Origin of the sequence: Sporosarcina sp. NCCP-2331 (genome assembly GCF_023707945.1) — a bacterium.
Lineage (GTDB): Bacteria > Bacillota > Bacilli > Bacillales_A > Planococcaceae > Sporosarcina > Sporosarcina cascadiensis.
The window spans coordinates 1-22,091 of the sequence record NZ_BRCD01000021.1 but is presented as its reverse complement, the minus strand read 5'-3'; the positions used below and the strand labels follow the sequence as shown (position 1 = coordinate 22,091).

The 22,091-nt window shown below is 43.0% G+C and carries 25 protein-coding genes and 1 tRNA gene; 25 read left to right on the top strand and 1 reads right to left on the bottom strand.

Annotated features, from left to right (window positions below; all coding sequences use genetic code 11):
• Nucleotides 1-36 precede the first annotated feature (36 nt).
• The 6 genes from NCCP2331_RS12660 (at nucleotide 37) to uvrC (ending at nucleotide 5,475) form a co-directional block, all read left to right on the top strand.
• A complete protein-coding gene (locus tag NCCP2331_RS12660) occupies nucleotides 37-621 on the top strand; it encodes a fatty acid metabolism transcriptional regulator FadR (protein ID WP_153721412.1) in 585 nt (194 codons plus the stop codon).
• A gap of 28 nt (nucleotides 622-649) precedes the next feature.
• Nucleotides 650-1,423 (top strand): enoyl-CoA hydratase, encoded by a 774-nt coding sequence (locus NCCP2331_RS12655; RefSeq protein WP_251671113.1) that lies wholly within the window; start codon nucleotides 650-652, stop codon nucleotides 1,421-1,423.
• Nucleotides 1,424-1,446: 23 nt separating this feature from the next.
• Complete coding sequence (locus tag NCCP2331_RS12650) at nucleotides 1,447-2,220, top strand: electron transfer flavoprotein subunit beta/FixA family protein (protein ID WP_153721410.1); 774 nt, start codon at nucleotides 1,447-1,449, stop codon at nucleotides 2,218-2,220.
• Between the two features lie 33 nt (nucleotides 2,221-2,253).
• Nucleotides 2,254-3,222 carry an electron transfer flavoprotein subunit alpha/FixB family protein gene (locus tag NCCP2331_RS12645; RefSeq protein WP_153721409.1) on the top strand — a complete coding sequence of 323 codons (969 nt, stop codon included), beginning with the start codon at nucleotides 2,254-2,256 and terminating at the stop codon, nucleotides 3,220-3,222.
• A 90-nt stretch (nucleotides 3,223-3,312) separates the two neighbouring features.
• Entirely contained in the window at nucleotides 3,313-3,627 is a 315-nt protein-coding gene (gene trxA / locus NCCP2331_RS12640) for a thioredoxin (protein WP_153721408.1), read from the top strand.
• 54 nt (nucleotides 3,628-3,681) lie between these two features.
• Complete coding sequence (gene uvrC, locus NCCP2331_RS12635) at nucleotides 3,682-5,475, top strand: excinuclease ABC subunit UvrC (RefSeq protein WP_251671111.1); 1,794 nt, start codon at nucleotides 3,682-3,684, stop codon at nucleotides 5,473-5,475.
• A 15-nt stretch (nucleotides 5,476-5,490) separates the two neighbouring features.
• Here uvrC and NCCP2331_RS12630 read toward each other — a convergent pair whose 3' ends face one another.
• On the bottom strand, nucleotides 5,491-5,898 hold the full coding sequence (locus NCCP2331_RS12630; RefSeq protein WP_251671109.1) for a YslB family protein: 408 nt from the start codon (nucleotides 5,896-5,898) through the stop codon (nucleotides 5,491-5,493).
• A gap of 225 nt (nucleotides 5,899-6,123) precedes the next feature.
• Here NCCP2331_RS12630 and NCCP2331_RS12625 point away from each other — a divergent pair, with 225 nt between their 5' ends.
• The 19 genes from NCCP2331_RS12625 to NCCP2331_RS12535 all read left to right on the top strand — a co-directional run bounded on the left by NCCP2331_RS12625 (nucleotide 6,124) and on the right by NCCP2331_RS12535 (nucleotide 22,053).
• On the top strand, nucleotides 6,124-6,732 hold the full coding sequence (locus tag NCCP2331_RS12625) for a succinate dehydrogenase cytochrome b558 subunit (protein WP_251671106.1): 609 nt from the start codon (nucleotides 6,124-6,126) through the stop codon (nucleotides 6,730-6,732).
• 45 nt (nucleotides 6,733-6,777) lie between these two features.
• Nucleotides 6,778-8,532 carry a succinate dehydrogenase flavoprotein subunit gene (sdhA, locus tag NCCP2331_RS12620; protein ID WP_153721405.1) on the top strand — a complete coding sequence of 585 codons (1,755 nt, stop codon included), beginning with the start codon at nucleotides 6,778-6,780 and terminating at the stop codon, nucleotides 8,530-8,532.
• Nucleotides 8,529-9,323 (top strand): succinate dehydrogenase iron-sulfur subunit, encoded by a 795-nt coding sequence (gene sdhB / locus NCCP2331_RS12615; RefSeq protein WP_194841080.1) that lies wholly within the window; start codon nucleotides 8,529-8,531, stop codon nucleotides 9,321-9,323. The genes sdhA and sdhB overlap by 4 nt, the downstream gene beginning before the upstream one ends.
• 173 nt (nucleotides 9,324-9,496) lie before the next feature.
• On the top strand, nucleotides 9,497-9,946 hold the full coding sequence (locus NCCP2331_RS12610; RefSeq protein WP_251671104.1) for an acyl-CoA thioesterase: 450 nt from the start codon (nucleotides 9,497-9,499) through the stop codon (nucleotides 9,944-9,946).
• Nucleotides 9,947-10,022: 76 nt separating this feature from the next.
• Nucleotides 10,023-10,235, top strand: a complete 213-nt coding sequence (locus NCCP2331_RS12605; RefSeq protein ID WP_153721504.1) for a helix-turn-helix domain-containing protein — start codon at nucleotides 10,023-10,025, stop codon at nucleotides 10,233-10,235.
• A gap of 192 nt (nucleotides 10,236-10,427) precedes the next feature.
• Nucleotides 10,428-10,832 (top strand): MarR family winged helix-turn-helix transcriptional regulator, encoded by a 405-nt coding sequence (locus NCCP2331_RS12600; protein ID WP_251671178.1) that lies wholly within the window; start codon nucleotides 10,428-10,430, stop codon nucleotides 10,830-10,832.
• Between the two features lie 20 nt (nucleotides 10,833-10,852).
• A complete protein-coding gene (gene racE / locus NCCP2331_RS12595) occupies nucleotides 10,853-11,641 on the top strand; it encodes a glutamate racemase (RefSeq protein ID WP_153721402.1) in 789 nt (262 codons plus the stop codon).
• Nucleotides 11,642-11,768: 127 nt separating this feature from the next.
• On the top strand, nucleotides 11,769-12,527 hold the full coding sequence (gene rph / locus NCCP2331_RS12590; protein ID WP_153721401.1) for a ribonuclease PH: 759 nt from the start codon (nucleotides 11,769-11,771) through the stop codon (nucleotides 12,525-12,527).
• On the top strand, nucleotides 12,524-13,138 hold the full coding sequence (locus NCCP2331_RS12585) for an XTP/dITP diphosphatase (RefSeq protein WP_251671102.1): 615 nt from the start codon (nucleotides 12,524-12,526) through the stop codon (nucleotides 13,136-13,138). Before rph ends, NCCP2331_RS12585 begins: the two co-directional genes overlap by 4 nt.
• Nucleotides 13,135-13,629 carry a metallophosphoesterase gene (locus tag NCCP2331_RS12580; protein ID WP_251671100.1) on the top strand — a complete coding sequence of 165 codons (495 nt, stop codon included), beginning with the start codon at nucleotides 13,135-13,137 and terminating at the stop codon, nucleotides 13,627-13,629. Before NCCP2331_RS12585 ends, NCCP2331_RS12580 begins: the two co-directional genes overlap by 4 nt.
• A gap of 76 nt (nucleotides 13,630-13,705) precedes the next feature.
• Nucleotides 13,706-13,779: transfer RNA gene (locus NCCP2331_RS12575), tRNA-Arg, on the top strand.
• A 261-nt stretch (nucleotides 13,780-14,040) separates the two neighbouring features.
• On the top strand, nucleotides 14,041-14,613 hold the full coding sequence (locus NCCP2331_RS12570) for a DUF4256 domain-containing protein (RefSeq protein ID WP_251671098.1): 573 nt from the start codon (nucleotides 14,041-14,043) through the stop codon (nucleotides 14,611-14,613).
• Nucleotides 14,614-14,886: 273 nt separating this feature from the next.
• A complete protein-coding gene (locus NCCP2331_RS12565) occupies nucleotides 14,887-15,732 on the top strand; it encodes an MBL fold metallo-hydrolase (RefSeq protein WP_251671097.1) in 846 nt (281 codons plus the stop codon).
• A gap of 407 nt (nucleotides 15,733-16,139) precedes the next feature.
• Nucleotides 16,140-16,565: a MarR family winged helix-turn-helix transcriptional regulator gene (locus NCCP2331_RS12560; protein WP_251671095.1), complete on the top strand. Its 426-nt coding sequence runs from the start codon at nucleotides 16,140-16,142 to the stop codon at nucleotides 16,563-16,565.
• A gap of 2 nt (nucleotides 16,566-16,567) precedes the next feature.
• Nucleotides 16,568-17,527, top strand: a complete 960-nt coding sequence (locus NCCP2331_RS12555) for a ring-cleaving dioxygenase (protein WP_251671093.1) — start codon at nucleotides 16,568-16,570, stop codon at nucleotides 17,525-17,527.
• A gap of 17 nt (nucleotides 17,528-17,544) precedes the next feature.
• Nucleotides 17,545-18,156 carry an alpha/beta hydrolase gene (locus tag NCCP2331_RS12550; RefSeq protein WP_251671091.1) on the top strand — a complete coding sequence of 204 codons (612 nt, stop codon included), beginning with the start codon at nucleotides 17,545-17,547 and terminating at the stop codon, nucleotides 18,154-18,156.
• Between the two features lie 311 nt (nucleotides 18,157-18,467).
• The gene (locus NCCP2331_RS12545; protein ID WP_153721394.1) at nucleotides 18,468-19,244 is read left to right on the top strand and encodes an SDR family oxidoreductase; all 777 of its coding nucleotides are present in this window, start codon (nucleotides 18,468-18,470) and stop codon (nucleotides 19,242-19,244) included.
• A gap of 52 nt (nucleotides 19,245-19,296) precedes the next feature.
• On the top strand, nucleotides 19,297-21,066 hold the full coding sequence (locus NCCP2331_RS12540; protein ID WP_251671089.1) for an acyl-CoA dehydrogenase family protein: 1,770 nt from the start codon (nucleotides 19,297-19,299) through the stop codon (nucleotides 21,064-21,066).
• Between the two features lie 12 nt (nucleotides 21,067-21,078).
• Nucleotides 21,079-22,053 (top strand): quinone oxidoreductase family protein, encoded by a 975-nt coding sequence (locus NCCP2331_RS12535; protein WP_251671087.1) that lies wholly within the window; start codon nucleotides 21,079-21,081, stop codon nucleotides 22,051-22,053.
• Nucleotides 22,054-22,091: the final 38 nt, after the last annotated feature.

The following is a 22,091-nucleotide window of genomic DNA, read 5'->3' as shown; positions in this document are numbered from 1 at the left end:
AATCATTCATATTTTCTTTTTTGGTGGTGAAAGATATTGAAACGGACAAAACCTAAATATAAACAAATCATTGACGCTGCAGTAATCGTCATTGCAGAAAACGGATACCACCAAGCTCAAGTCTCAAAGATTGCTAAAGAAGCGGGAGTGGCGGATGGAACCATCTATCTTTACTTTAAAAATAAAGAAGATATTCTGATTTCCGTCTTCCGGGAGAAAATGGCGATTTTTGTAGAGAACGTTAAAGAAATATTAACCAAAGACTTTTCCACCTCAGAGAAATTACGTGAGGTTGTTGAAAATCATTTCAGAGTGCTGCAGGATGATCCTCATTTGGCGATCGTCACCCAGCTGGAGCTTAGACAATCCAATAAAGATCTGCGTTTCCAAATCAATAATGTATTAAAGGAATATATGATCTTGTTGGATAATTTACTCGAAACAGGAGTGAAACATGAAGAGTTTTCTGTTGATTTGGATTTGCGTCTGGCCCGGCAAATGCTCTTCGGAACGATGGATGAAACAATTACTTCCTGGGTCATGAATGAACAGAAATACGATTTGGTCAGTCTCGCTCCGAGAGTCAGCAATATGTTATTACATGGATATCAGCAAAAATAAGGGTATACTATCAAAGGGGATGTAGTGGATGTCATTGATTAAGATGGAAAAGGATGGTCACATCGCTTTGGCGAAAATAGATCACCCTCCTGCGAATGCACTTTCTTCAAAATTAATCGAAGAAGTGGATCAACTCTTGACCAATGTAGAGAACGACAGTGAAATTCGAGTTGTCGTTTTATACGGAGAAGGAAGATTCTTCTCGGCAGGAGCAGATATTAAAGAATTTACGACAGTCAATACAGGTGACGCTTTCTCCGAGCTTTCGGGCAATGGCCAGAAAGTGTTTGAACGTTTGGAAAGCTTCCCTAAGCCTGTAATCGCTTCCATTCATGGCGCGGCGCTTGGCGGAGGTTTGGAATTGGCGATGTCTTGCCATATCAGATTGGTTACAAAGTCCGCTAAACTCGGCTTGCCTGAATTGCAATTAGGACTCATTCCCGGTTTTGCCGGTACACAGCGTCTTCCGCGTTTAGTCGGTGTCGCAAAAGCAGCAGAAATGATGCTGACAAGTGACCCGATTTCAGGCGATGATGCAGTGCAGTGGGGACTTGCCAATCATGCGTATGCAGTTGAAGAGCTTATGGACGCTACGCTGGAACTGGCAAAGAAAATCTCTCTTAAAAGCCCTATTGCAGTGAAGCATGCGTTACATATGCTGTCCTTTACAAAAGACCGATCCTTCCATGATGGAGTTGAAGCAGAGGCGAAGTCATTCGGTGAAGTCTTTGTATCTGAGGATGCCAGAGAGGGAATACAAGCATTTATTGAAAAGCGTCAACCTACATTTACCGGAAAGTAATTATTGAATAGGAGGTTCTATTAATGAACATTTATGCATTGGTAAAAAGAACATTTGATACGGAAGAAAAAATCTCAATCTCAAACGGTGCTATTTCAGAAGACGGCGCAGAATTCATCATCAATCCTTATGATGAGTACGCTGTGGAAGAGGCAATTCAGCTGCGCGATGAACACGGAGGAGAAGTAACAGTTTTGTCTATCGGTGAAGAAGACGCGGAAAAGCAATTGCGTACAGCGCTTGCCATGGGTGCAGATAAAGCTGTTCTGATCGATGTGGAAGATGACATTGATGAAATGGATGAATTCACCTCTGCTAAAATTATCGCAGATTACTTGAAAGATAAAGATGCAGATATCATTCTGGCAGGTAACGTAGCAATTGACGGAGGTTCTGGTCAAGTCGGACCTCGTGTTGCTGAGCTGCTCGGTATTAACTATGTAACGACAATTACGGACTTGAAGATTGACGGAACTACAGTGACGGTGGTTCGTGACGTTGAAGGTGATTCTGAAACTATCGAAACGTCTCTTCCGTTGCTTGTGACAGCGCAGCAGGGATTGAACGAGCCGCGTTATCCATCACTTCCGGGAATCATGAAAGCAAAGAAAAAACCGTTGGAAGAGCTGGAATTCGATGACTTAGATCTTGAAGAAGACGATGTGGAAGCGAAAACGGAAACAATCGATGTATTCCTTCCTCCAGCAAAAGCAGCGGGCCGTGTACTTGAAGGGGAACCTGCAGACCAAGCAACTGAACTAGTAAAATTATTGCACTCTGAAGCGAAAGTAATTTAATTCATATAGAACCGTAATAGGAGGGACTACATTATGTCAAAGAAAATTTTAGTTTTAGGTGAAGCTCGCGATGGCGAACTGCGTAACGTGTCTTTTGAGACAGTTGCAGCAGCAAAAACAATTTCAGGCGGCGGAGAAGTTGTCGCTGTTTTAATAGGAGATCAAGTCCAGTCACTGGGTGAAGAAATGATTCATTATGGAGCAGACCGTGTTGTAACAGTTGAGCATCCTCATTTGAAGCATTATACACCGGACGGTTTTGGTCAGGCGTTTATGGCTGTATATGAAGATGAGTCACCGGAAGGAATCGTTTTCGGACACACAGCAATGGGTAAGGATCTATCTCCAAAGATAGCAAGTAAGCTGTCGGCAGGTCTGATTTCAGACGTTACGAAAATTGAAGGGGAAGGCGATGATGCGGAATTCATCCGCCCGATCTATTCAGGTAAAGCGTTTGAAAAAGTGGAAATCAAAGACGGTCTGCAATTCATCACAATTCGGCCGAACAACATTGAGCCGCTTGCACATGATGCAGGACGTTCTGGTGATATAACATCAAAAGAAGTGGAAATCAATAACTTGCGCTCTGTTATTAAAGATGTTGTAAGAAAATCAACAGAAGGTGTTGATCTTTCTGAAGCGAAAGTAATCGTAGCAGGCGGACGCGGAGTAAAAGGTACAGAAGGATTTGAACCTTTGAAGGAACTGGCAGACCTTTTGGGAGGAGCAGTCGGTGCGTCACGCGGTGCATGTGATGCGGATTACTGTGATTATTCATTGCAAATTGGCCAGACGGGCAAAGTTGTTACGCCTGACCTCTATATTGCAGCAGGAATCTCCGGTGCGATTCAGCACGTTGCAGGTATGTCCAACTCTAAAGTCATTGTAGCGATTAACAAAGATCCTGAAGCGAATATCTTTAAAATTGCTGACTACGGAATCGTAGGGGACATTTTCGAGATTATTCCAGTTATGATTGATGAAATCAAAAAACTTAAGTAAGCGAATTGAAGTGTAAGCATTTTTTTAGCCCCTATGATACCTCCATGATATAATGCAAATATAGTGGTAGATTAAAGGAGGAAATTACTAATGGCAATTATTAATGCAACAGATGCGAATTTTGCTGAAAACATTAAAGAGGGCGTAGTACTTGTAGATTTTTGGGCGCCTTGGTGCGGGCCATGTAAAATGATCGCTCCTGTGCTTGAAGAACTTTCGGGCGAAGTAGAAGGAAAAGCGAATATCGTCAAAGTAAACGTTGATGATAACCAGGCAACAGCCAGCCAGTTTGGAATTATGTCTATCCCGACTCTTCTTCTATTTAAAGATGGAGAAGTTGCAGAGAAGGTTGTCGGATTCCAGCCGAAAGAAGCTCTTGCACAATTAGTTGAAAAACACGCGTAATTACCAGAGACCGGGAGCTGATACAGCCACCCGGTCTTTTAGTAGGTGAAAATAATGAATGAAATTATTGAAAATAAGTTATCGATCCTCCCTGAACTACCCGGCTGTTATTTAATGAAGGATCGTCAGGACACCGTGATTTATGTAGGAAAAGCGAAAGTACTGAAAAATCGTGTCCGCAGCTATTTCACAGGCTCCCATGACGGTAAAACACAACGGCTGGTCGGCGAAATTGAGGACTTTGAATATATCATCACCAATTCGGAAATCGAAGCGCTGATTCTTGAATTAAATATGATTAAGAAATATGATCCCAAATACAATATTATGCTGAAGGATGACAAAACGTATCCTTATTTGAAGATCACTAATGAGCGTCATCCGAAACTCATCATTACAAGAAAAGTGAATAAGAAATCGGGGAAATATTTCGGCCCGTACCCGAATGCGACAGCAGCACATGAAACGAAAAAACTGCTTGACCGTTTGTATCCTTATCGTAAGTGCCAAACCATCCCGGCACGTGCCTGTCTGTATTATCATATCGGTCAATGTTTGGCTCCCTGCATAAAAGAAGTGCCGGCGGAAGCCTATACCGAAATGGTTGCTGACATCAGCCGATTTCTAAGTGGCGGCTATAAAGAAGTGAAGAAAGAATTGCAGCAGAAAATGAATGAAGCTGCTGAGCAATTGGAATTCGAACGTGCAAAAGAATACCGTGATCAGATTACAAACATTGAAACGGTTATGGAAAAGCAAAATATGAATGCCAACGATTTCACCGACCGGGATATTTTTGGCTATGCAGTCGATAAGGGCTGGATGTGTGTTCAAGTTTTCTTCGTCCGGCAAGGTAAGATGATTGAGCGCGATGTATCTATTTTTCCTGCCTATCAGGATCCTGAAGATGAACTGCTAACATTCTTAGGGCGTTTTTATGGAGAGGCACAGCATCTTCTGCCGAAAGAGATCCACCTGCCTGAAAGCGCCGACTTGGAACTTGCTCAGCAACTGCTGAATACCAATGTCTACGTACCGCAGAGAGGAAAAAAGAAAGAACTCGTTAAGCTGGCTAATAAAAATGCTGATATAGCACTGAGTGCAAAATTCCAACTGATTGAACGGCAGGAAGAGCGTACAATTGGAGCCTGTGAAGAATTAGGGCGGGCCATGTCCATCAGCACGCCGCTTCGCATCGAAGCATTCGATAATTCACATACACATGGCGTAGAGCCGGTATCCGCAATGATTTCATTTATTGACGGCAGACCGAACCGTAAAGATTACCGGAAGTATAAAACAAAAACTGCCGCTGCGCATGATGATTACGGTGCAATGCGTGAAGTAATCAGACGAAGGTACACACGTGTTCTGAAAGATCATCTGCCATTACCTGACTTGATAGTCATAGATGGCGGAAAAGGACAGATGGAGATTGCCAGGGAAGTTTTAGAAGATGAGTTAGGGTTAGAGATACCGATTGCAGGTCTGGCGAAAGACGATAAACATAATACTGCACAGCTGCTTTACGGTAATCCTCCTGAAATCGTTGCGTTAAAGAAAACAAGCGAAGCATTTTATTTATTGCAGCGCGTTCAGGATGAAGTGCACAGATTTGCAATTACGTTCCACCGACAGCGCAGGGGTGCATCTTCTTTGACATCTTCATTGGATGGTATTGAAGGAGTCGGCCCTAAGCGTAAGCAACAGTTATTAAAACATTTTAAAACAGTTAAAGCAATCCGCGAGGCGTCTGAAGAGCAACTGCAAGAAGCTGGATTGCCTGTAAAAGTGGCTGAAAAACTGATTGCACATTTTCAGCAGAGTGAACAGAAGGAAACCCCCTGACTTGAGCCGGGGGTTTCACAGTACAGATTTAGGATCACCTTTTACAATAAAATGTATGAATGATTCTTTTGGCACTTTTTCTCCGTAACACTCTGTTACATATCCATTTACTTTTTGATGCTGTTCAGCCAAAAAGCCGGCTTCGAGTGAGCAGGAACCTCCTGATAGCTCAAGCAGGCTGCTGTTATGTAAGATGTAGTGGATTTCGTGTTTTATTGTTTTGTCCATCTTCAGCTGCCCCCAACCGGCTTCTTTAAAAAAAGCTGGCAGTTCTTCAAGGGACAGGACCGGGAACTTTCTGGCCATATCTTTTCCCAGCCAATAGAGTATTTCATCTTCATGTTTGCCCAGTAAAGTGGGCAGTAAATGATCCCGCATCAGGTTATAACCAAAGCTCGTGGCTTCTGTCTGTTGAGTATTCAATGGTTTACAATCCTTTCAAAAAAAAATTCTTGCAAGATCAGAGCAGTTTTTGGAAAAATCACAATAAAGGATAAAAAATTGACAGCATCTTGACCTGCCACATACAGAGGAGTACAATGTACATGTTATCATATTGTACCACGAAGAGAGATACCGAGGAAGTGCAGCTATAGAGAGAATCTGCATTCATCAGGAAGATCTCAAAAATAAGGGAGGGTAAAAGACTTGTCGAAAGAATCAGATTTTTTCGTACGCCGTCTACATTCGTTGCTCGGGGTTATTCCAGTTGGACTTTTTGTTGCCCAACACTTAGTCGTCAACCACTTTGCAACGCGCGGTGAAGAAGCATTCAACAATGCATCTAACTTCATGGGTAACTTGCCGTTTGTTACATTTTTGGAATGGTTTATTATCTATATACCATTAATGTTCCACGCTTTTTACGGGGTGTACATAGCATTTTCTGCCAAATACAACGTGGGCCATTACGGTACTTTCCGTAACTGGATGTTTACGCTTCAGCGTTTCACCGGTGTATTCCTTGTGATCTTTATCGCATGGCATGTGTACGAAACACGTATTCAAAAAGCGCTTGGCGCAACAGTAGATTTTAACATGATGGCGGATATCTTATCGAATCCACTCATGCTTGTATTCTACATCGCCGGTATTTTGTCTGCGACTTTCCACTTGGCAAACGGACTTTGGTCTTTCTGTGTCACTTGGGGGATTGCGCAGTCACCAAACTCACAAAAGATTGTTTCTTATATTACAATGATCGTATTCTTAGTGCTGTCAGTGATCGGTATTCAGGCACTTCTGGCATTTGTATAATTAACCAACTAATGAAATCATGAATAATTGAGGAGTGAAACAATAATGGCAAAAGGCAGATTGATTGTCGTCGGTGGAGGACTGGCCGGTTTAATGGCTACCATCAAAGCAGCAGAAGCTGGCACACCGGTTGACTTGTTCTCGCTGGTTCCAGTGAAACGTTCCCACTCCGTATGTGCCCAGGGCGGCATTAACGGTGCTGTAAATACAAAAGGTGAAGGCGACTCGGTCGATATTCACTTTGACGATACAGTATACGGCGGAGACTTTCTAGCGAATCAAAAACCAGTGCAGGCAATGACGGCAGCAGCTCCTGGAATCATCCACTTGCTTGACCGTATGGGCGTTATGTTTAACCGTACTCCAGAAGGTCTTTTGGATTTCCGTCGTTTCGGCGGTACACTTCACCACCGTACAGCATATGCGGGTGCTACTACTGGACAGCAGTTACTATATGCTCTTGATGAGCAGGTGCGTTCCCATGAAGTATCGGGATTAGTACAGAAATATGAACACTGGGAATTCCTCGGAATCATTAAAGATGAAGAGGGAGTTTGTCGTGGAATCAAAGCACAGAACCTGAAGACAATGGAGATCCAAGCTTTCAAAGCGGATGCTGTCATCATGGCTACCGGCGGACCAGGAATCATTTTCGGTAAATCTACGAACTCTGTTATTAATACAGGTTCTGCTGCTTCTATCGTATATCAGCAAGGTGCATCTTACGCGAACGGCGAATTCATTCAAATTCACCCGACAGCAATTCCCGGAGACGATAAGCTTCGTCTGATGAGTGAATCTGCTCGTGGTGAAGGCGGACGGATCTGGACTTATAAAGACGGAAAACCTTGGTACTTCCTTGAAGAAAAGTATCCGGACTATGGTAATCTAGTGCCACGTGACATTGCGACACGTGAAATTTTTGATGTCTGCGTAAACCAAAAATTAGGTATCAACGGAGAAAACATGGTGTACTTGGACCTTTCTCATAAGGATCCACATGAATTAGACGTCAAGCTTGGCGGAATCATTGAGATTTATGAGAAGTTCACAGGGGACGACCCTCGTAAAGTACCGATGAAAATCTTCCCGGCTGTTCACTATTCAATGGGTGGATTATGGGTTGATGATCATCAGCAGACGAGTATTCCAGGTTTATTTGCAGCAGGGGAATGTGATTTCTCACAGCACGGTGCAAACCGTCTGGGCGCCAACTCCTTGCTTTCTGCCATCTACGGCGGTATGGTCGCTGGCCCGAACGCCATCGATTATATGAAGCATCTGAAGCGCACGGCTGATGAACTGCCAAATGATATTTATGATGCGGCAATTCAGGAAGAGCAGCAGAAATGGGAAGACCTGCTTAAAATGGACGGTACGGAAAATGCGTATGTTATCCATAGAGAGCTTGGAGAGTTAATGACGGATAACGTTACTGTTGTTCGTTTCAATGATAAGCTTAAAGCAACCGACGAGAAAATTGTTGAGCTGCTGGAGCGCTATGAAAATATCAGCATGACGGATACACAGCAATGGTCTAACCAGGGAGCTATGTTTACACGTCAGTTGAAAAACATGCTGTACCTTGCACGCGTCATAACGATCGGCGCATTAATGCGTGATGAAAGCCGCGGCGCACACTTTAAGCCGGACTTCCCGAATCGTGATGACGAGAATTTCTTGAAAACGACGATGGCGAAATTTGACGGAGTATCTGCTCCGATTATCACGTATGAAGAAGTAGATACTTCTCTAATTCCTCCACGTATACGCGATTATTCAGCGAAGAAAGGAGATTGACAAAAGTGAGTGAACAACAAACAGCAACGGCGACTAAAACAGTCGTGTTTGATATTCAGCGCCAAGATACTGCAACTTCTACCCCATATACAGAACGTTTTGAAGTTCCATACCGTCCGAATATGAACGTTATTTCGGCACTCATGGAAATCAGACGAAACCCTGTAAACGCAAAAGGTGAGAAAACAACGCCTGTTAACTGGGATATGAACTGTCTGGAAGAAGTATGCGGTGCTTGTTCTATGGTTATCAACGGACGTCCGCGCCAGTCTTGTACAGCGCTCGTAGACCAATTGACACAGCCGATCAAACTTGAGCCTATGCGTACTTTCCCTGTTGTCCGTGACTTGATCGTGGACCGTGAATTCATGTTTGATTCATTGAAACGGATTAAAGCTTGGGTTCCGATTGACGGAACATATGATTTAGGCGAAGGACCCCGTATGCCTGAGCGTAAGCGTCAATGGGCTTATGAATTATCTAAATGTATGACTTGCGGTGTATGTCTAGAAGCATGTCCAAACGTAAATGACAAGACAAACTTCATGGGACCTGCCTTAATGTCTCAAGTACGTCTTTTTAATTCACATCCAACCGGCGCTATGAATAAAGATGAGCGTCTGGCAACGGTTATGTCTGACGGAGGAATCACGGAGTGCGGTAACTCACAAAACTGTGTAGTTGCCTGCCCGAAAGGAATTCCTTTGACTACGTCAATCGGTGCAATTGGCCGAGCTACAACTATCCAAATGTTTAAAAACTTCTTCGGAAGTGACCATCAAGTAGACTGATTACAGTTAAGACGGCTTGCCTTTGCGGCAAGCCGTTTTTTACTTTGTGCAAAGTTGTTTGGAAAATATATATATGCTGAATTAGCGAATGGATGAAGTCATTGACGTAAAATATTTTTTTGCTATAATAAAGTAAATGAATGTTCATTCAGCTGGGAGAAGGGGATGTTGGCATGAGAGCAAATTATATTGAGGACTTACAAACATGGGAGAGTGAATTCTCTTTCCATACAGAAATACCAGTGCGTTTTTCAGATACTGATATGTTTGGTCATTTGAATAATACAAAGGTTTTTGTTTACTTCGAAGATGCACGGATACAGTATTTACAAACCCTTACACAAGTGATGGATGAGATGAAGCGGGATCCTGAAGTAATTCCGGTTGTTGCTGATTTGCAATGTGACTTCGTAAAACAAATATTCTTTGATGAAAAATTAAAGATTTTTGTAAAAGCCAATTCATTAGGGACGACATCTGTTGATCTTCATTATATGGGAAAGAATACTAAGAATGAAATCGTCTTTACCGGCAGAGGAACAGTTGTTCAGATTAACAAAGGAACCGGAAGACCGGTCGCCTGGTCTGAGGAAGAAAAGAAAGTGTTCCTTCAGTACGCTTAAAAAGCCTACACAGACGCGCCTCCGCTCACATATCTTAAGGTGAAAGCGTAAAGAGGAGGGGCGCATCTTGGATGAAATGCAGAATCGTTCTTTATTGACGAATCGAGAACGACAGATTTTCACATTACTCGTTGCTGATTTTACGACAAAAGAAATTGCAGGACAGCTGACGATCAGTGAAAAAACTGTTCGGAATCATATATCCAATACGATTCAGAAGCTGGGTGTATCAGGCAGGGCACAAGCTATCGTAGAACTGCTGCGGTTAGGAGAATTAAAACTTAATTAAAGAGATCACTGTATCACGCCAAAACGTGGTTGATTGACAATAGGTGCATGCGGAATGCTTCACTCTCAGAATAATACATGTAAAACTATTGCGTTCATCAATGAAAAAGGTACAATGTAGAGACAGGAATCATTTCAGGGAGCTGATTTTTTGTCGAACGAACAAAAAAGCCTTTTACATGAGATTGCGCTGATGGAAAAAGACTTGCGCCATATTGCAGCAATTATAAAAGAGCAAGGACGTAAAATCCTAAAAAATTATACGATTACACCTCCTCAATTCAGTGCTCTTCAATGGCTGCTGGAGCATGGCGATATGACAATCGGTGATTTATCCAATAAAATGTTTTTGGCATTCAGTACGACTACAGATTTAGTTGACCGGATGGAAAGCAGTCAGCTGGTGAAACGCGTACGGGATGACAAGGATCGGCGAGTTGTTCGTGTTCATTTATTGTCCGAGGGTGAACGGATTATCGAGGAAGTTATAAAAAAAAGACAGCATTATCTGCAGGATGTCCTTATAAATTATGATGAGAAAGAAATTCATCAGTTTGCGACTCTGCTTGCCAAATTACATGAAGAGATGAAGAGATGAAGAGAGATTGAGGGATTACAGTGAATGCACCTATTGGAGTTATTGATTCGGGAGTCGGCGGATTGACAGTTGTAAGAGAATTGCGTAAGTATCTGCCGAATGAACCCATTATTTACATTGGCGATGATGCACGTTGTCCATACGGGCCTCGGACTGCAGATGAAGTATTGCAGTTTACTATGGAGATGGTCAGCAGCTTGGCAGAATTAGGTGTTAAAATGCTGGTTATTGCTTGCAATACTGCCACGGCAGTTGCATTAGAGAAAGTACGAAGTCAGTTTTCTTTCCCGATAATCGGTGTCATACAGCCGGGGGCTCGCGCTGCGGTGAAAGCTTCAGTGACGGGAGAAATCGCTGTTCTGGGCACACTGGGTACAGTGAAAAGCGGAGCGTATGACCAAGCGATCCATTATCTTGAGCCGGAAGCTGCGGTGCATTCATTGGCTTGTCCGGAATTCGTTCCGATCGTAGAGAGCGGAGAATACCGTTCGTCTGCTGCGAAAAAGGTAGTGGATCAAGCGCTTCAGCCATTGCATGCAAGCTCGTTTGATACGGTAATTCTTGGCTGCACGCATTTCCCGCTGCTTCAAGAGCATATAGAAGAGCATTTTCATGGACAAAAACATATTATTTCATCTGCTGTGGAAACGGTCATTGACGTAGAAAGAATTCTGCGGGAACAGCAAATTGTTTCAGCTGGCGCAGAACTGCCTGTTTTTTATACGACAGGCTCCATCGAAAAGTTCCGGTCGATTGTCGAAGACTGGCTATGCATTCCGCAGCCTGATGTCCGTTCCATAACATTTTAAAAAAATTAGAACCCGAAAACAGTACTTGTTTTCGGGTTTTGACGTTCCTATGGTAAGATGGATTGAATGTTAAATTGATAAAAAGTCAATAATACAATAAAAACTGTACTTAAATGGAGGATATTTTATGAGACATGACGGCAGAGAAACTGAAGAGATTCGGACAGTAACGATTGAAAAGGATTATTTAATTCATCCGGAAGGCTCCGTTCTGATTTCGGTTGGCAATACGAAAGTGATTTGTACCGCAACCATTGAAGACCGTGTGCCTCCTTTCCTGCGCGGCAGTGGAAAAGGCTGGATTTCAGCTGAGTATTCCATGCTGCCACGGGCGACCGGCCAACGGACAATCCGCGAATCTTCCAGAGGGAAAGTTGGTGGTCGCACGATGGAAATCCAGCGTTTGATTGGACGTGCTTTGCGTGCAGTCGTCGATCTGGACGCAATTGGTGAGCGGACGATCTGGATCGATTGTGATGTAATTCAAGCGGACGGCGGGACTCGTACGTCTTCCATTACAGGTGCGTTTGTCGCGTTGGTGATTGCAGCCGATAAATTACAGATTGAAAAGAAACTGCCGACATTCCCGGTACGTGATTTTCTTGCTGCAACAAGTGTAGGCAAGCTGGCTGACGGTCAGCTAATTACCGACTTGGATTATGTGGAAGATTCATCGGCAGATGTGGATATGAATGTTGTCATGACAGGAGCAGGCCAGTTTGTGGAGCTCCAGGGAACAGGAGAAGAAGCGACATTTTCCCGTGCTGAAATGAATGATTTACTGACGCTGGCAGAACAGGGAATCGAGCGACTGGTCGCGATTCAAAAAGAAACATTGGGAGAACTGGCGAATAAAGTCGGGCAGCAGGCAGGCGCTGTACAATGAAAGAAATATTGATTGCGACGAATAATAAAGGCAAAGCAAAGGATTTTGAAGTGTTATTTCGGCCGCTTGGCATTACTGTTCTAACATTGAATGATTTAGAAGAACATATAGATGTGGAAGAGACTGGTGCAACTTTTGCTGAAAATGCGATTTTGAAGGCTGAGACTGTAGCAAAGCTCTTAAATAAAACTGTAATCGCAGACGACAGCGGCTTGGAAGTAGACGCACTGAACGGTGAGCCCGGCGTCTATTCTGCGCGCTTTGCAGGCGAGCCGAGTGACGATGAAGCGAATATTAATAAACTGCTAAGCAACCTGGATGGTGTGCCTTCAGCGGAACGTCAGGCGCGTTTTCGCTGTGTACTCGCAGTTGCAGGTCCGAATATTGACACTTTCTGCTTCTCTGGAAGCTGTGAAGGAATTATTGCTTCAGAGCGGAAAGGGACAAACGGGTTCGGATATGACCCGGTCTTTTATGTGCCTGAAAAGAATTTGACAATGGCAGAGTTGTCGGGAGAAGAAAAAAGTGTCATTTCACATCGCGGTGCCGCGCTGGCTCAATTACAAGAGAATTTGCCGGCTTTATTGAAAACAATGGGAGAAAATATATGAAATTTATCGTCCTGAGTGATTCGCATGGCGATACGGTCACGGTTAAAGAAATTTCTGCATTGCAGGCTGACGGAATTTTTCATTGCGGTGACAGCGAATTGCCGGCTGATCACCCGCTGCTTACCAATTTGCACATTGTACGGGGCAATTGTGATCGTGATACACGTTTTCCCGCTTCATTAGCCGTGAAGGCAGGGGGCGAAAAAGTATTGATTGTGCATGGTCATGAACATAGCATCAAAAGTTCATTATTAGCTCTCTCATATGCTGCAGCTGAACAGCAGGCGACGATTGCATTATTTGGTCATTCTCACCTCTATGGTGCAGAAATGATTGAGGGTGTACTGTTCGTCAATCCAGGAAGCACTGCGCAGCCTAGAGGCGGCAGAGAAGCGACATATGCGGTCATCGAGACGGCAAATGAAAAGTATACGGTAGGTTTTTATGACATGCAGCACACATTAATCGATCAAACAGAACTTATAAAATAAGAAATATAAAATATAGTGTTGACTTTTAATAATGTCATGCCTATAATAGTTCTTGTGCCTGTGTTAGCAGGTATTTGTCTCAGTAGCTCAGCTGGATAGAGCAATGCCCTTCTAAGGCATCGGTCGGGGGTTCGAATCCCTCCTGGGACGTAATAAGAACAAGCAAAGAATGTTGGGGAAACCGGCATTCTTTTTTTTATGGTTTGCGCCAAAATATGTTCTTGACGACCTGTACCTAAGCTTTTCCAGAATACTAAGTATTGCATGAAACACTCTCTACAAGTCTAGTTGCCAGTAGTATTATAAAACAGTCTGATTTGTTCCTGTAAAAGAAGCAATACATTGAATTACCTTTGTTTGCTACTTATATATGTCAGCGATGAGGTATACTGAATAAAACACAAAAAAGGAATGAAGAAAATGAGCAGTAATACCGAATTAACGTCAGAACAAACCGCAGAACTCTTATCAATATTGAAAAACCGTTTCGATAAAAATATGCATTTCCATCCAGAAATTGAGTGGACAGAAGTGCAGATAAAACTTGAAGCGAACCCCGATAAGCTCCGGATCCTTAATGAAATGGAAAATACAGGCGGCGAACCGGATGTTGTGGAGTATGATCGGCAAACAGATAAATATATCTTTTATGATTGTTCCGGGGAAACTCCTAAAGGGCGCAGAAGTGTTTGTTTTGATCACGAAGCCTTGGAATCGAGGAAGAAAAATAAGCCCGAAAACAGCGCAGCAAATATGGCTGATGAAATGGGCATCGAATTATTGACTGAAGAACAATATCGTAAGCTGCAGAAATTGGACAGTTTTGATTTGAAGACTTCCAGCTGGGTGCAGACTCCTTCAGATATCAGGGAACAGGGCGGTGCGCTATTCTGTGACCGGCGCTTCGGACACGTTTTCTTATATCATAATGGAGCAGAATCCTATTATGCCGCAAGAGGTTTTCGTGGCTTGCTCAAAGTCTAATTCATAGCCGGCTGCGCCATGAGGTGAAAGGAGAAGCATCGCCTTTATACTTCATGGCTGTTTTTCGTCCTAAATCATGACTTCCAACCTTATACATATTTACTCACAATATCTCCCAGCTTTTATTTGCAGACTTAAAAACTCGCGTATACATTGTATAAACTCTTTGTGAAACGGACAAACTTTTTTGTAATGATCTTTTAAGTGTAACGAAAAGATATCGGGGTATATGAATATCAAATAGGAACGTCTTTATTGAAGGAGGACATACCAATGAAAAGAAGTGCATCCACAGATCGTTTTCAGCCGCTCACTTCTGAAAACAGTCATAAAGGATTCGAAGTCACTGCTGATCTATATTGCTATACTATCCAAATCGTGAATGTGGTTTTCTATGGAAAGCCAGGGTCTGAAGATTGGGTGCTGATTGATACAGGAATGCCGAAAACTGGACCAAAGATTATAGAAGTCGCCGCTGAACGGTTTGGCAAAGGTGTTCCGCCGAAAGCCATCATCTTGACACATGGCCATTTTGACCACATCGGAGGACTCATCGATGTCTTAGAGGAATGGAGAAATGTTCCGGTCTATGCTCATGAGCTAGAGATGCCGTTTATTACAGGTCGGCAGAATTATCCGGAACCCGATACAGGAGTGGAGGGCGGGATGGTCGCCAAAATGTCTTTCATGTTCCCAGTTGAAGCCATCGACATTGGAGAACGCGCACATATGTTACCGCCAGATCATACTGTACCCTTCATGCCAGGCTGGGAATGGCTACACACTCCAGGTCATTCAGAAGGACATGTTTCGCTCTTTAGAGCATCAGATCAGGCATTGATCGCAGGAGATGCTTTTGTGACAGTAAAGCAAGATTCGCTTTACAAAGTATTCACGCAAGAACTGGAAATGAATGGACCGCCGCGTTATTTGACTCCTGATTGGGAGAGTGCGGAACAATCTGTCAAGTCACTGGCAATTTTACAGCCAAAATTGGCAATTACGGGACATGGCGTGCCAGTTACAGAAACTGCTTGGTTAGAGGATGAGTTAAGCCGGCTGGCAAATAACTTTCAAGAATTAGCTGTTCCGGACCATGGCAAATTTGTTGATGAATGATCGCCGGTCCGATTGCAATTAAAGACTGGCGATGTCCACAGCATCACCGGATAAAGAGCTGATTATAACGAAATAACATTGTTTGTGATAACGACCCGGTTCAATCTCCAAATGAACGCGGGTCTTTTCAATCTTGGATCCTTTATTACGCAAGAATTGATAACCTCTCCCTCTAACTATCCTCTATTGCGTATGAAATAGATTGTCAAACATACGTTTTGGTGAAAAGCGTAAATGATGTATAACAATTGCGGATGTAAGGTTGCGTAATAATTGGCTCAGAATAGAAGTTGTATCCGCTAATCCTTCTTCTATTTTTTAAAGCAAAGAAATGGACTCTTCATCAGTTTATATGTAAACTGATGAAGAAAGATATCCGAAACAGCTAAAAAAAGGAGAATAACGCAATGAACCATCAATCGAACCGGTTAGATTTAATGATCTGGTTCCGCTTATCCAGAATTTACAATCAAAGTATCCGATTATCCAATCAACATCTAAAGAAGTGGGGACTGACAGCTGCTCAATTTGATGTCTTAGTGCAAGTAGGGATGCATAATAAAATTTCACAGCAAGAATTGGGCGAAAAACTGTTTGTGACAAAAGGTAATATTACGCAGCTGCTTCAGAAAATGGAGCGCATGGACTTAATTGAAAGAGAGCAGGACTGGAAAACGAAATATATTTCACTCACTGATGAAGGCAGAATGTTATTTCGGGAAGTTGTTCCGGTTCAAGAAGTATTTCAGGCAAGTCATTTTCAAAATTTGACTGTTGAAGAGAAGAAAGTTCTCAATGAGTTATTAAAGAAGTTAAAATCCGAGGAGGAGTAAATATGAGAATCAAAGGAATACACCATGTGTCAGCAATTACGGCAAATGCCAAAGAAAATCTGCACTTTTATACAGAAATCTTAGGTATGCGGTTAGTTAAGAAAACCGTCAATCAAGATGCACCGTCCATGTATCATTTATTTTATGCAGATGAAAAAGGAAATCCGGGTACTGACCTGACATTTTTTGAAGTTCCGCGTGCAGCGCAAACTCATCAAGGTACGAACAGCATATCGGTAACTTCTCTGCGCGTGCAAAATGATCAGGCATTAAATTATTGGAAATCACGTTTTGAAGAAATGAATGTGCCACATGGAGAGATTAAAGAACAAGCGGGCAGAATGACTTTAGCATTTACCGATTTTGAGGCACAGCGTCTGGTATTGGTGTCTGATGAAAACAACAAGGGTGAAAAAGCAGGTACGCCTTGGGACCAGAGTCCCGTTCCACAAGAATTCGGTATCACAGGACTCGGACCTTCCCGTCTGACTGTCGGGAATATAGCCGGAACTGTTTCATTGCTGACTGAAATCTTCGGATTCCGTAAAAAAGGGCAATATCCTTCTGATGAGAATGGGCAGCCGGATATTCTCGTTTTTGAAACTGGTGAAGGAGGATCCGGCACTGAAATTCACTTAGAAGAGAGAACTGATCTACCGATAGAAAGACCCGGCCGCGGCAGCGTTCACCATATTGCCCTGCGCGTTGATAATGAGGAAGAATTATTGGAATGGATTGATAAGCTAAATAAAAATGGCATAGTGAATTCAAGCTTTATTGATCGTTTTTATTTCCGCTCCGTTTATTTAAAAGACCCTAATGATATTACCATTGAATTAGCTACAGACGGTCCCGGTTTTGACACAGATGAATCTTTGGAGACTCTCGGAGAAAATCTAGCTCTGCCTCCATTTTTAGAAAGTCGGCGTGAAAAAATTGAGCAGCGTCTGAAGCCTTTATAATTGAAGGAGGTACAAAAATGGAACATATTTTTTATCCTGCAGAAAATGCAAAAGGCACGCTGATCCTATTGCATGGAACAGGCGGGGATGAACATAGTCTCCTTCCTGTTGCGAGAGAGTTATCCAACGACATGAATTTTCTGGGCGTCCGCGGCAATGTGAATGAAAACGGCGCAAATCGTTTCTTTAAACGCATTGCGGAAGGTGTGTTTGATATGGAGGATTTACGATACAGAACAACCGAGTTGGCTGAATTCATAAAAACTGCTTCAGAAAAATATAACTTTTCTTTGGAAACGACTTTTTTATTGGGCTATTCTAACGGAGCGAACATCGCAGCAAATGCCATGCTGGGTGTGCAGAATATAGCAATTGGAGCTATACTGCTGCATGCAATGGTGCCTTCTAGAGACTCTGCAGACCTTTCATTAGCTGGAAAGCATATCTTCATGTCGGCCGGAACTTTTGACCCTTTAGTCCCTAAATTTGAGACAGAAGAACTTTATCAAATTTTTCAGGAAAAAGGTGCTTCTGCCACGATCAATTGGGAGCAAAATGATCATAGAATTACTCATTCTGAACTGGCTGCTGCAGAGAAATGGCTCGCCAACATACAGGTAATTAGCTAAAGATTAGTCATCTGTGAGTCACTTCATTCGATATTTGAATGAAGTGACTTATTTTTCTGCTCGATAATAGTATTATTGTAATAGCAATCTATTGGAAGAGTAAAAGAAATAAATAGGTTGTCTTGCTTAATAATTGAGGAACGTTTATCATGTTAACTATATCTTTTTATTCTGAACATACCAACTGGTTAGTATGATAAGAAACTATGTACAAAAGATGTTCATCGGTTCTCGAAGAATTAAATGGCACGAACACACAGTTTTCAAGTGTTAATGCGAGGTTATCAAATAAAAGAAAAGAGGAAATGTTCATGGCGGTTTTAGATTTATTTAGTTTAAAAGGAAAAACGGCAATTGTAACAGGCGGCGGAAGAGGACTTGGTGCACAAATTGCCAGAGGATTCGCGGAGGCCGGTGCAAACGTTGTAGTTTGTTCGCGTAAAGTGGATTCCTGTATTGAAATGAGTGAGGAATTGGAGAAACTGGGGATCAAATCAATTGGTCTCGCCTGTGATGTCGCAAATGAAGAAGATGTGAAAAAAGTGGTTGAGGAGACAATAAAAGAATTCGGCCGAATTGACATTCTTGTCAATAACAGCGGTGCCACATGGGGGGCGCCGACAATGGAGATGCCGATACAGGCATTTCAGAAAGTGCTCAACGTCAATGTTACCGGAACATTTATCATGAGCAAAGAAGTTGGAAAAGTCATGATCAAGCAAAATAGCGGAAAAATCATCAATATTGCTTCCGTTGCCGGCCTTGGTGGAACACACCCCGATTTCATGGAAACGATCGGCTATAACTCCAGTAAAGGTGCGGTTATTACCTTGACTAAAGATCTGGCAGCAAAATGGGGACAGTATAATATTAATGTGAATGCAATTGCTCCGGGATTTTTCCCTACGAAAATGTCGTCCGTTACGATAGAAAATGGCCGAGATTATATCCTGGCAGGTACCCCGCTGAATCGTTTGGGTAATGAAGAGGATTTGAAAGGTGTCGCTGTATTTTTGGCATCCAAGGCATCCGATTATATAACCGGCGATGTGTTAGTCGTGGACGGTGGGATGAGCAGTCAGATTTAATTAGTGAGGATTACAGTGACAAAGATCAGATGATGTAAAAGGAGTGATATTAATGGTTAATAAAAAGCAGCTGTATCGCGGGGGAGCCTTTCTGTACCGGTCAACGCAAAAAGAGGAAATTTTTACGCCTGAAGAGTTTACTGATGAACATCATATGATTGCGAATACAGCAAAAAACTTTATAAAAAATGAAGTTCATCCAAAGAATGAAGAGATTGAACAGCAGGATTTTAACCTGGTCACATCTTTGCTGCAAAAAGCAGGTGATCTTGGTCTGCTTGCGCACAGTGTTCCTGAAAAGTATGGGGGGCTCGGTCTCGATAAGATTACTAAAGGGCTTGTCGGTGAGTGTTTGGGTTCTGCCGGAGGATACAGCGTAGCGCATTCAAATCATACATGTATAGCGACACTGCCGATCACTTATTTTGGAACGGAGTGGCAAAAAGAATATTACTTGCCGAAGCTTGCTTCAGGAGAATTTCTTGGTGCATACTGCCTAACAGAGCCGACTGCCGGATCGGATGCCTTATCGGCAAAAACTACTGCAAAATTAAACGAGGAAGGCACGCATTATATTCTGAACGGTTCGAAGATATATATTACTAATGCAGCCTTCTCCGATACATTTATCGTTTATGCTAAAGTGGATGGAAACGCTTTCACTGGATTTATTGTTGAAAGAGATTTTCCAGGACTTTCACTGGGACCTGAAGAAAATAAAATGGGGATTAAAGGTTCCTCAACTAAAGCGGTATACTTTGAAGACTGTGAAGTACCGGTTCGAAATCTGTTAGGGGAAGTTGGCAGAGGTCACCATATTGCACTGAATGTACTGAATCTCGGCCGCTTTAATTTAGGATCGGCCACAATGGGGGCTTCGAAGTACAGTTTGAAATTAGCACTTGATTATACAAAGGAACGCAAGCAATTCAACAAAACTATTGCTGACTTTAGAGCGACACAAGAAAAGGTTGCAGATATGGCAATTCGGATTTACGCAGCTGAATCCCTTCAGTACAGAACTGCTTCTTATTTAGAAGATGCGCTTGGCGATGTAGAATATTCAGATGACCATCGTCTGATTGCAAATCGAATGATGGAGTATGCGGTGGAATGTGCAATTTGCAAAGTGTACGGCTCAGAAACGCTTGATCAAGTAGCTGATGAATCGCTGCAGCTGCATGGAGGATACGGGTATATGAAAGACTATCCGATCGAACAAGTCTATCGTGATTCACGAATTAACCGAATTTTTGAAGGCACGAATGAGGTGAATCGGCTGCTCATCCCGATGTCTTTATTAAGTCAGGCAGGTAAGGGGGATTTACCGCTGCAAGAACTAGTGGCAGGGGCAAACAAAGCATTGATGCAGCCTGTAAAGCTGTCAGGTACAGAACTTTCCAGAGAACTAGAAGCAGTTCATCTGATGAGGAATGTGTTTTTGCTGAGTGCCGGTCTGGCATATCAAAAATATGGTAATAGTATGGTGGATGAGCAGGAAGCACTTATGAATCTCGCGAATATTGCTATAGCGCTTTATGCAGCCGAATCGGCAGTGCTGCGAACAGTAAAATCTGTAGAAGCTTCGAAAGAGAAGGCTGACTTAAAAATAAAGATGGTCGAAGCACTGATTACGGACACTTTACTGAACGTAGAAATGATTGCAAGAAAACTGCTGCCGGAAGTAATTTCAGGTGACGCTAAAAGCGCGATAGTAAGCAATTTGTTGAAGAGGTTCAATGAGTTGTCAAGTGAAGGAACAGTTGAAACAAAACGTGCAATAGCAGCATCAATCTATCAAGCAGAGAACTATATTTCTTAAGGGGGAATGGATATGAAAGCAATTCAATGTGAAGAATACGGCGGACCTGAAGTACTGAAAGTTGTAAAAATCGATAAACCAGCTGTAGGTGACAGAGATGTGCTGGTGGAAATTAAAGCGATTGGCGTGAACTATGCAGATGTTGCCCGCCGTGAAGGAAAGTATGTCGTACCGACGCCTTTGCCTTTTATTCCAGGTGCAGAAGTGGCGGGAGTTATTACAGAAGTCGGGAAAGAAGTGAAGCGCTTCAAACCGGGTATGCGGGTAGTATCGCTTATTGAATCCGCAGGGTACTCGGAATACGCAGCCATACCGGAAATGACGCTTGCTCCCATTCCGGACGGTGTAGAATACACGGATGCAGTTGCACTGCCGCTTCAGGGACAGACAGCTTATCATATTTTGAAAACAATGGGCCGGCTTGAAAAAGGCGAGACTGTACTCGTGCATGCAGCTGCAGGCGGGGTAGGCGCGATTGCAGTTCAATTGGCGAAAATTTTTGGTGCCGGCAAGGTCATTGCGACAGCGAGCAGCGATGAAAAACTGGCACATGCAAAAGAAATGGGCGCAGATCATCTAGTTAATTACACAGAAGATGGCTGGGAACTGAAAGTCCGTGAACTGACCGGCGGTAAAGGTGTGGATGTGGCGCTCGAAATGGTAGGCGGCGATGTTTTCCGCAAGACGCTGAAATGCCTCGCGCCTTTTGGACGACTGGTAGTGTTTGGTGCTGCGAGCGGTGAGCCTTCTCCTCTTCAAGCAGGCGAATTAATGCGGCGCAACCATTCAGTTATCGGATTTTTCTTGCCGCAGATTATGAAAAATTATGAGCTGTATCAAGCTAGCTTCAAGGAATTGCTCGGTTATATCGAAAGCGGCGATCTGAAGCTGACAATCGGAGGAGTATTTGATTTAGAAGAAGCAGCGGAAGCCCAGCGTCAATTGCAGGGAAGAAAGACGATTGGGAAATTAGTGCTGACAACATAATCTTATAATAAAATTCTGCGCAGAGAGTCAGCAAAGGC

Coding starts and splice junctions, on each gene's coding strand:
- NCCP2331_RS12610 (WP_251671104.1), top strand. CDS start 9,497: ATGAGAGCAAATTATATTGAGGACTTACAAACATGGGAGAGTGAATTC.
- NCCP2331_RS12605 (WP_153721504.1), top strand. CDS start 10,023: ATGCAGAATCGTTCTTTATTGACGAATCGAGAACGACAGATTTTCACA.
- NCCP2331_RS12550 (WP_251671091.1), top strand. CDS start 17,545: ATGGAACATATTTTTTATCCTGCAGAAAATGCAAAAGGCACGCTGATC.
- NCCP2331_RS12580 (WP_251671100.1), top strand. CDS start 13,135: ATGAAATTTATCGTCCTGAGTGATTCGCATGGCGATACGGTCACGGTT.
- NCCP2331_RS12650 (WP_153721410.1), top strand. CDS start 1,447: ATGAACATTTATGCATTGGTAAAAAGAACATTTGATACGGAAGAAAAA.
- NCCP2331_RS12540 (WP_251671089.1), top strand. CDS start 19,297: ATGGTTAATAAAAAGCAGCTGTATCGCGGGGGAGCCTTTCTGTACCGG.
- NCCP2331_RS12535 (WP_251671087.1), top strand. CDS start 21,079: ATGAAAGCAATTCAATGTGAAGAATACGGCGGACCTGAAGTACTGAAA.
- NCCP2331_RS12570 (WP_251671098.1), top strand. CDS start 14,041: ATGAAGAAAATGAGCAGTAATACCGAATTAACGTCAGAACAAACCGCA.
- sdhA (WP_153721405.1), top strand. CDS start 6,778: ATGGCAAAAGGCAGATTGATTGTCGTCGGTGGAGGACTGGCCGGTTTA.
- NCCP2331_RS12545 (WP_153721394.1), top strand. CDS start 18,468: ATGGCGGTTTTAGATTTATTTAGTTTAAAAGGAAAAACGGCAATTGTA.
- NCCP2331_RS12600 (WP_251671178.1), top strand. CDS start 10,428: ATGGAAAAAGACTTGCGCCATATTGCAGCAATTATAAAAGAGCAAGGA.
- NCCP2331_RS12585 (WP_251671102.1), top strand. CDS start 12,524: ATGAAAGAAATATTGATTGCGACGAATAATAAAGGCAAAGCAAAGGAT.
- trxA (WP_153721408.1), top strand. CDS start 3,313: ATGGCAATTATTAATGCAACAGATGCGAATTTTGCTGAAAACATTAAA.
- uvrC (WP_251671111.1), top strand. CDS start 3,682: ATGAATGAAATTATTGAAAATAAGTTATCGATCCTCCCTGAACTACCC.
- rph (WP_153721401.1), top strand. CDS start 11,769: ATGAGACATGACGGCAGAGAAACTGAAGAGATTCGGACAGTAACGATT.
- NCCP2331_RS12645 (WP_153721409.1), top strand. CDS start 2,254: ATGTCAAAGAAAATTTTAGTTTTAGGTGAAGCTCGCGATGGCGAACTG.
- NCCP2331_RS12560 (WP_251671095.1), top strand. CDS start 16,140: ATGAACCATCAATCGAACCGGTTAGATTTAATGATCTGGTTCCGCTTA.
- NCCP2331_RS12555 (WP_251671093.1), top strand. CDS start 16,568: ATGAGAATCAAAGGAATACACCATGTGTCAGCAATTACGGCAAATGCC.
- NCCP2331_RS12565 (WP_251671097.1), top strand. CDS start 14,887: ATGAAAAGAAGTGCATCCACAGATCGTTTTCAGCCGCTCACTTCTGAA.
- NCCP2331_RS12655 (WP_251671113.1), top strand. CDS start 650: ATGTCATTGATTAAGATGGAAAAGGATGGTCACATCGCTTTGGCGAAA.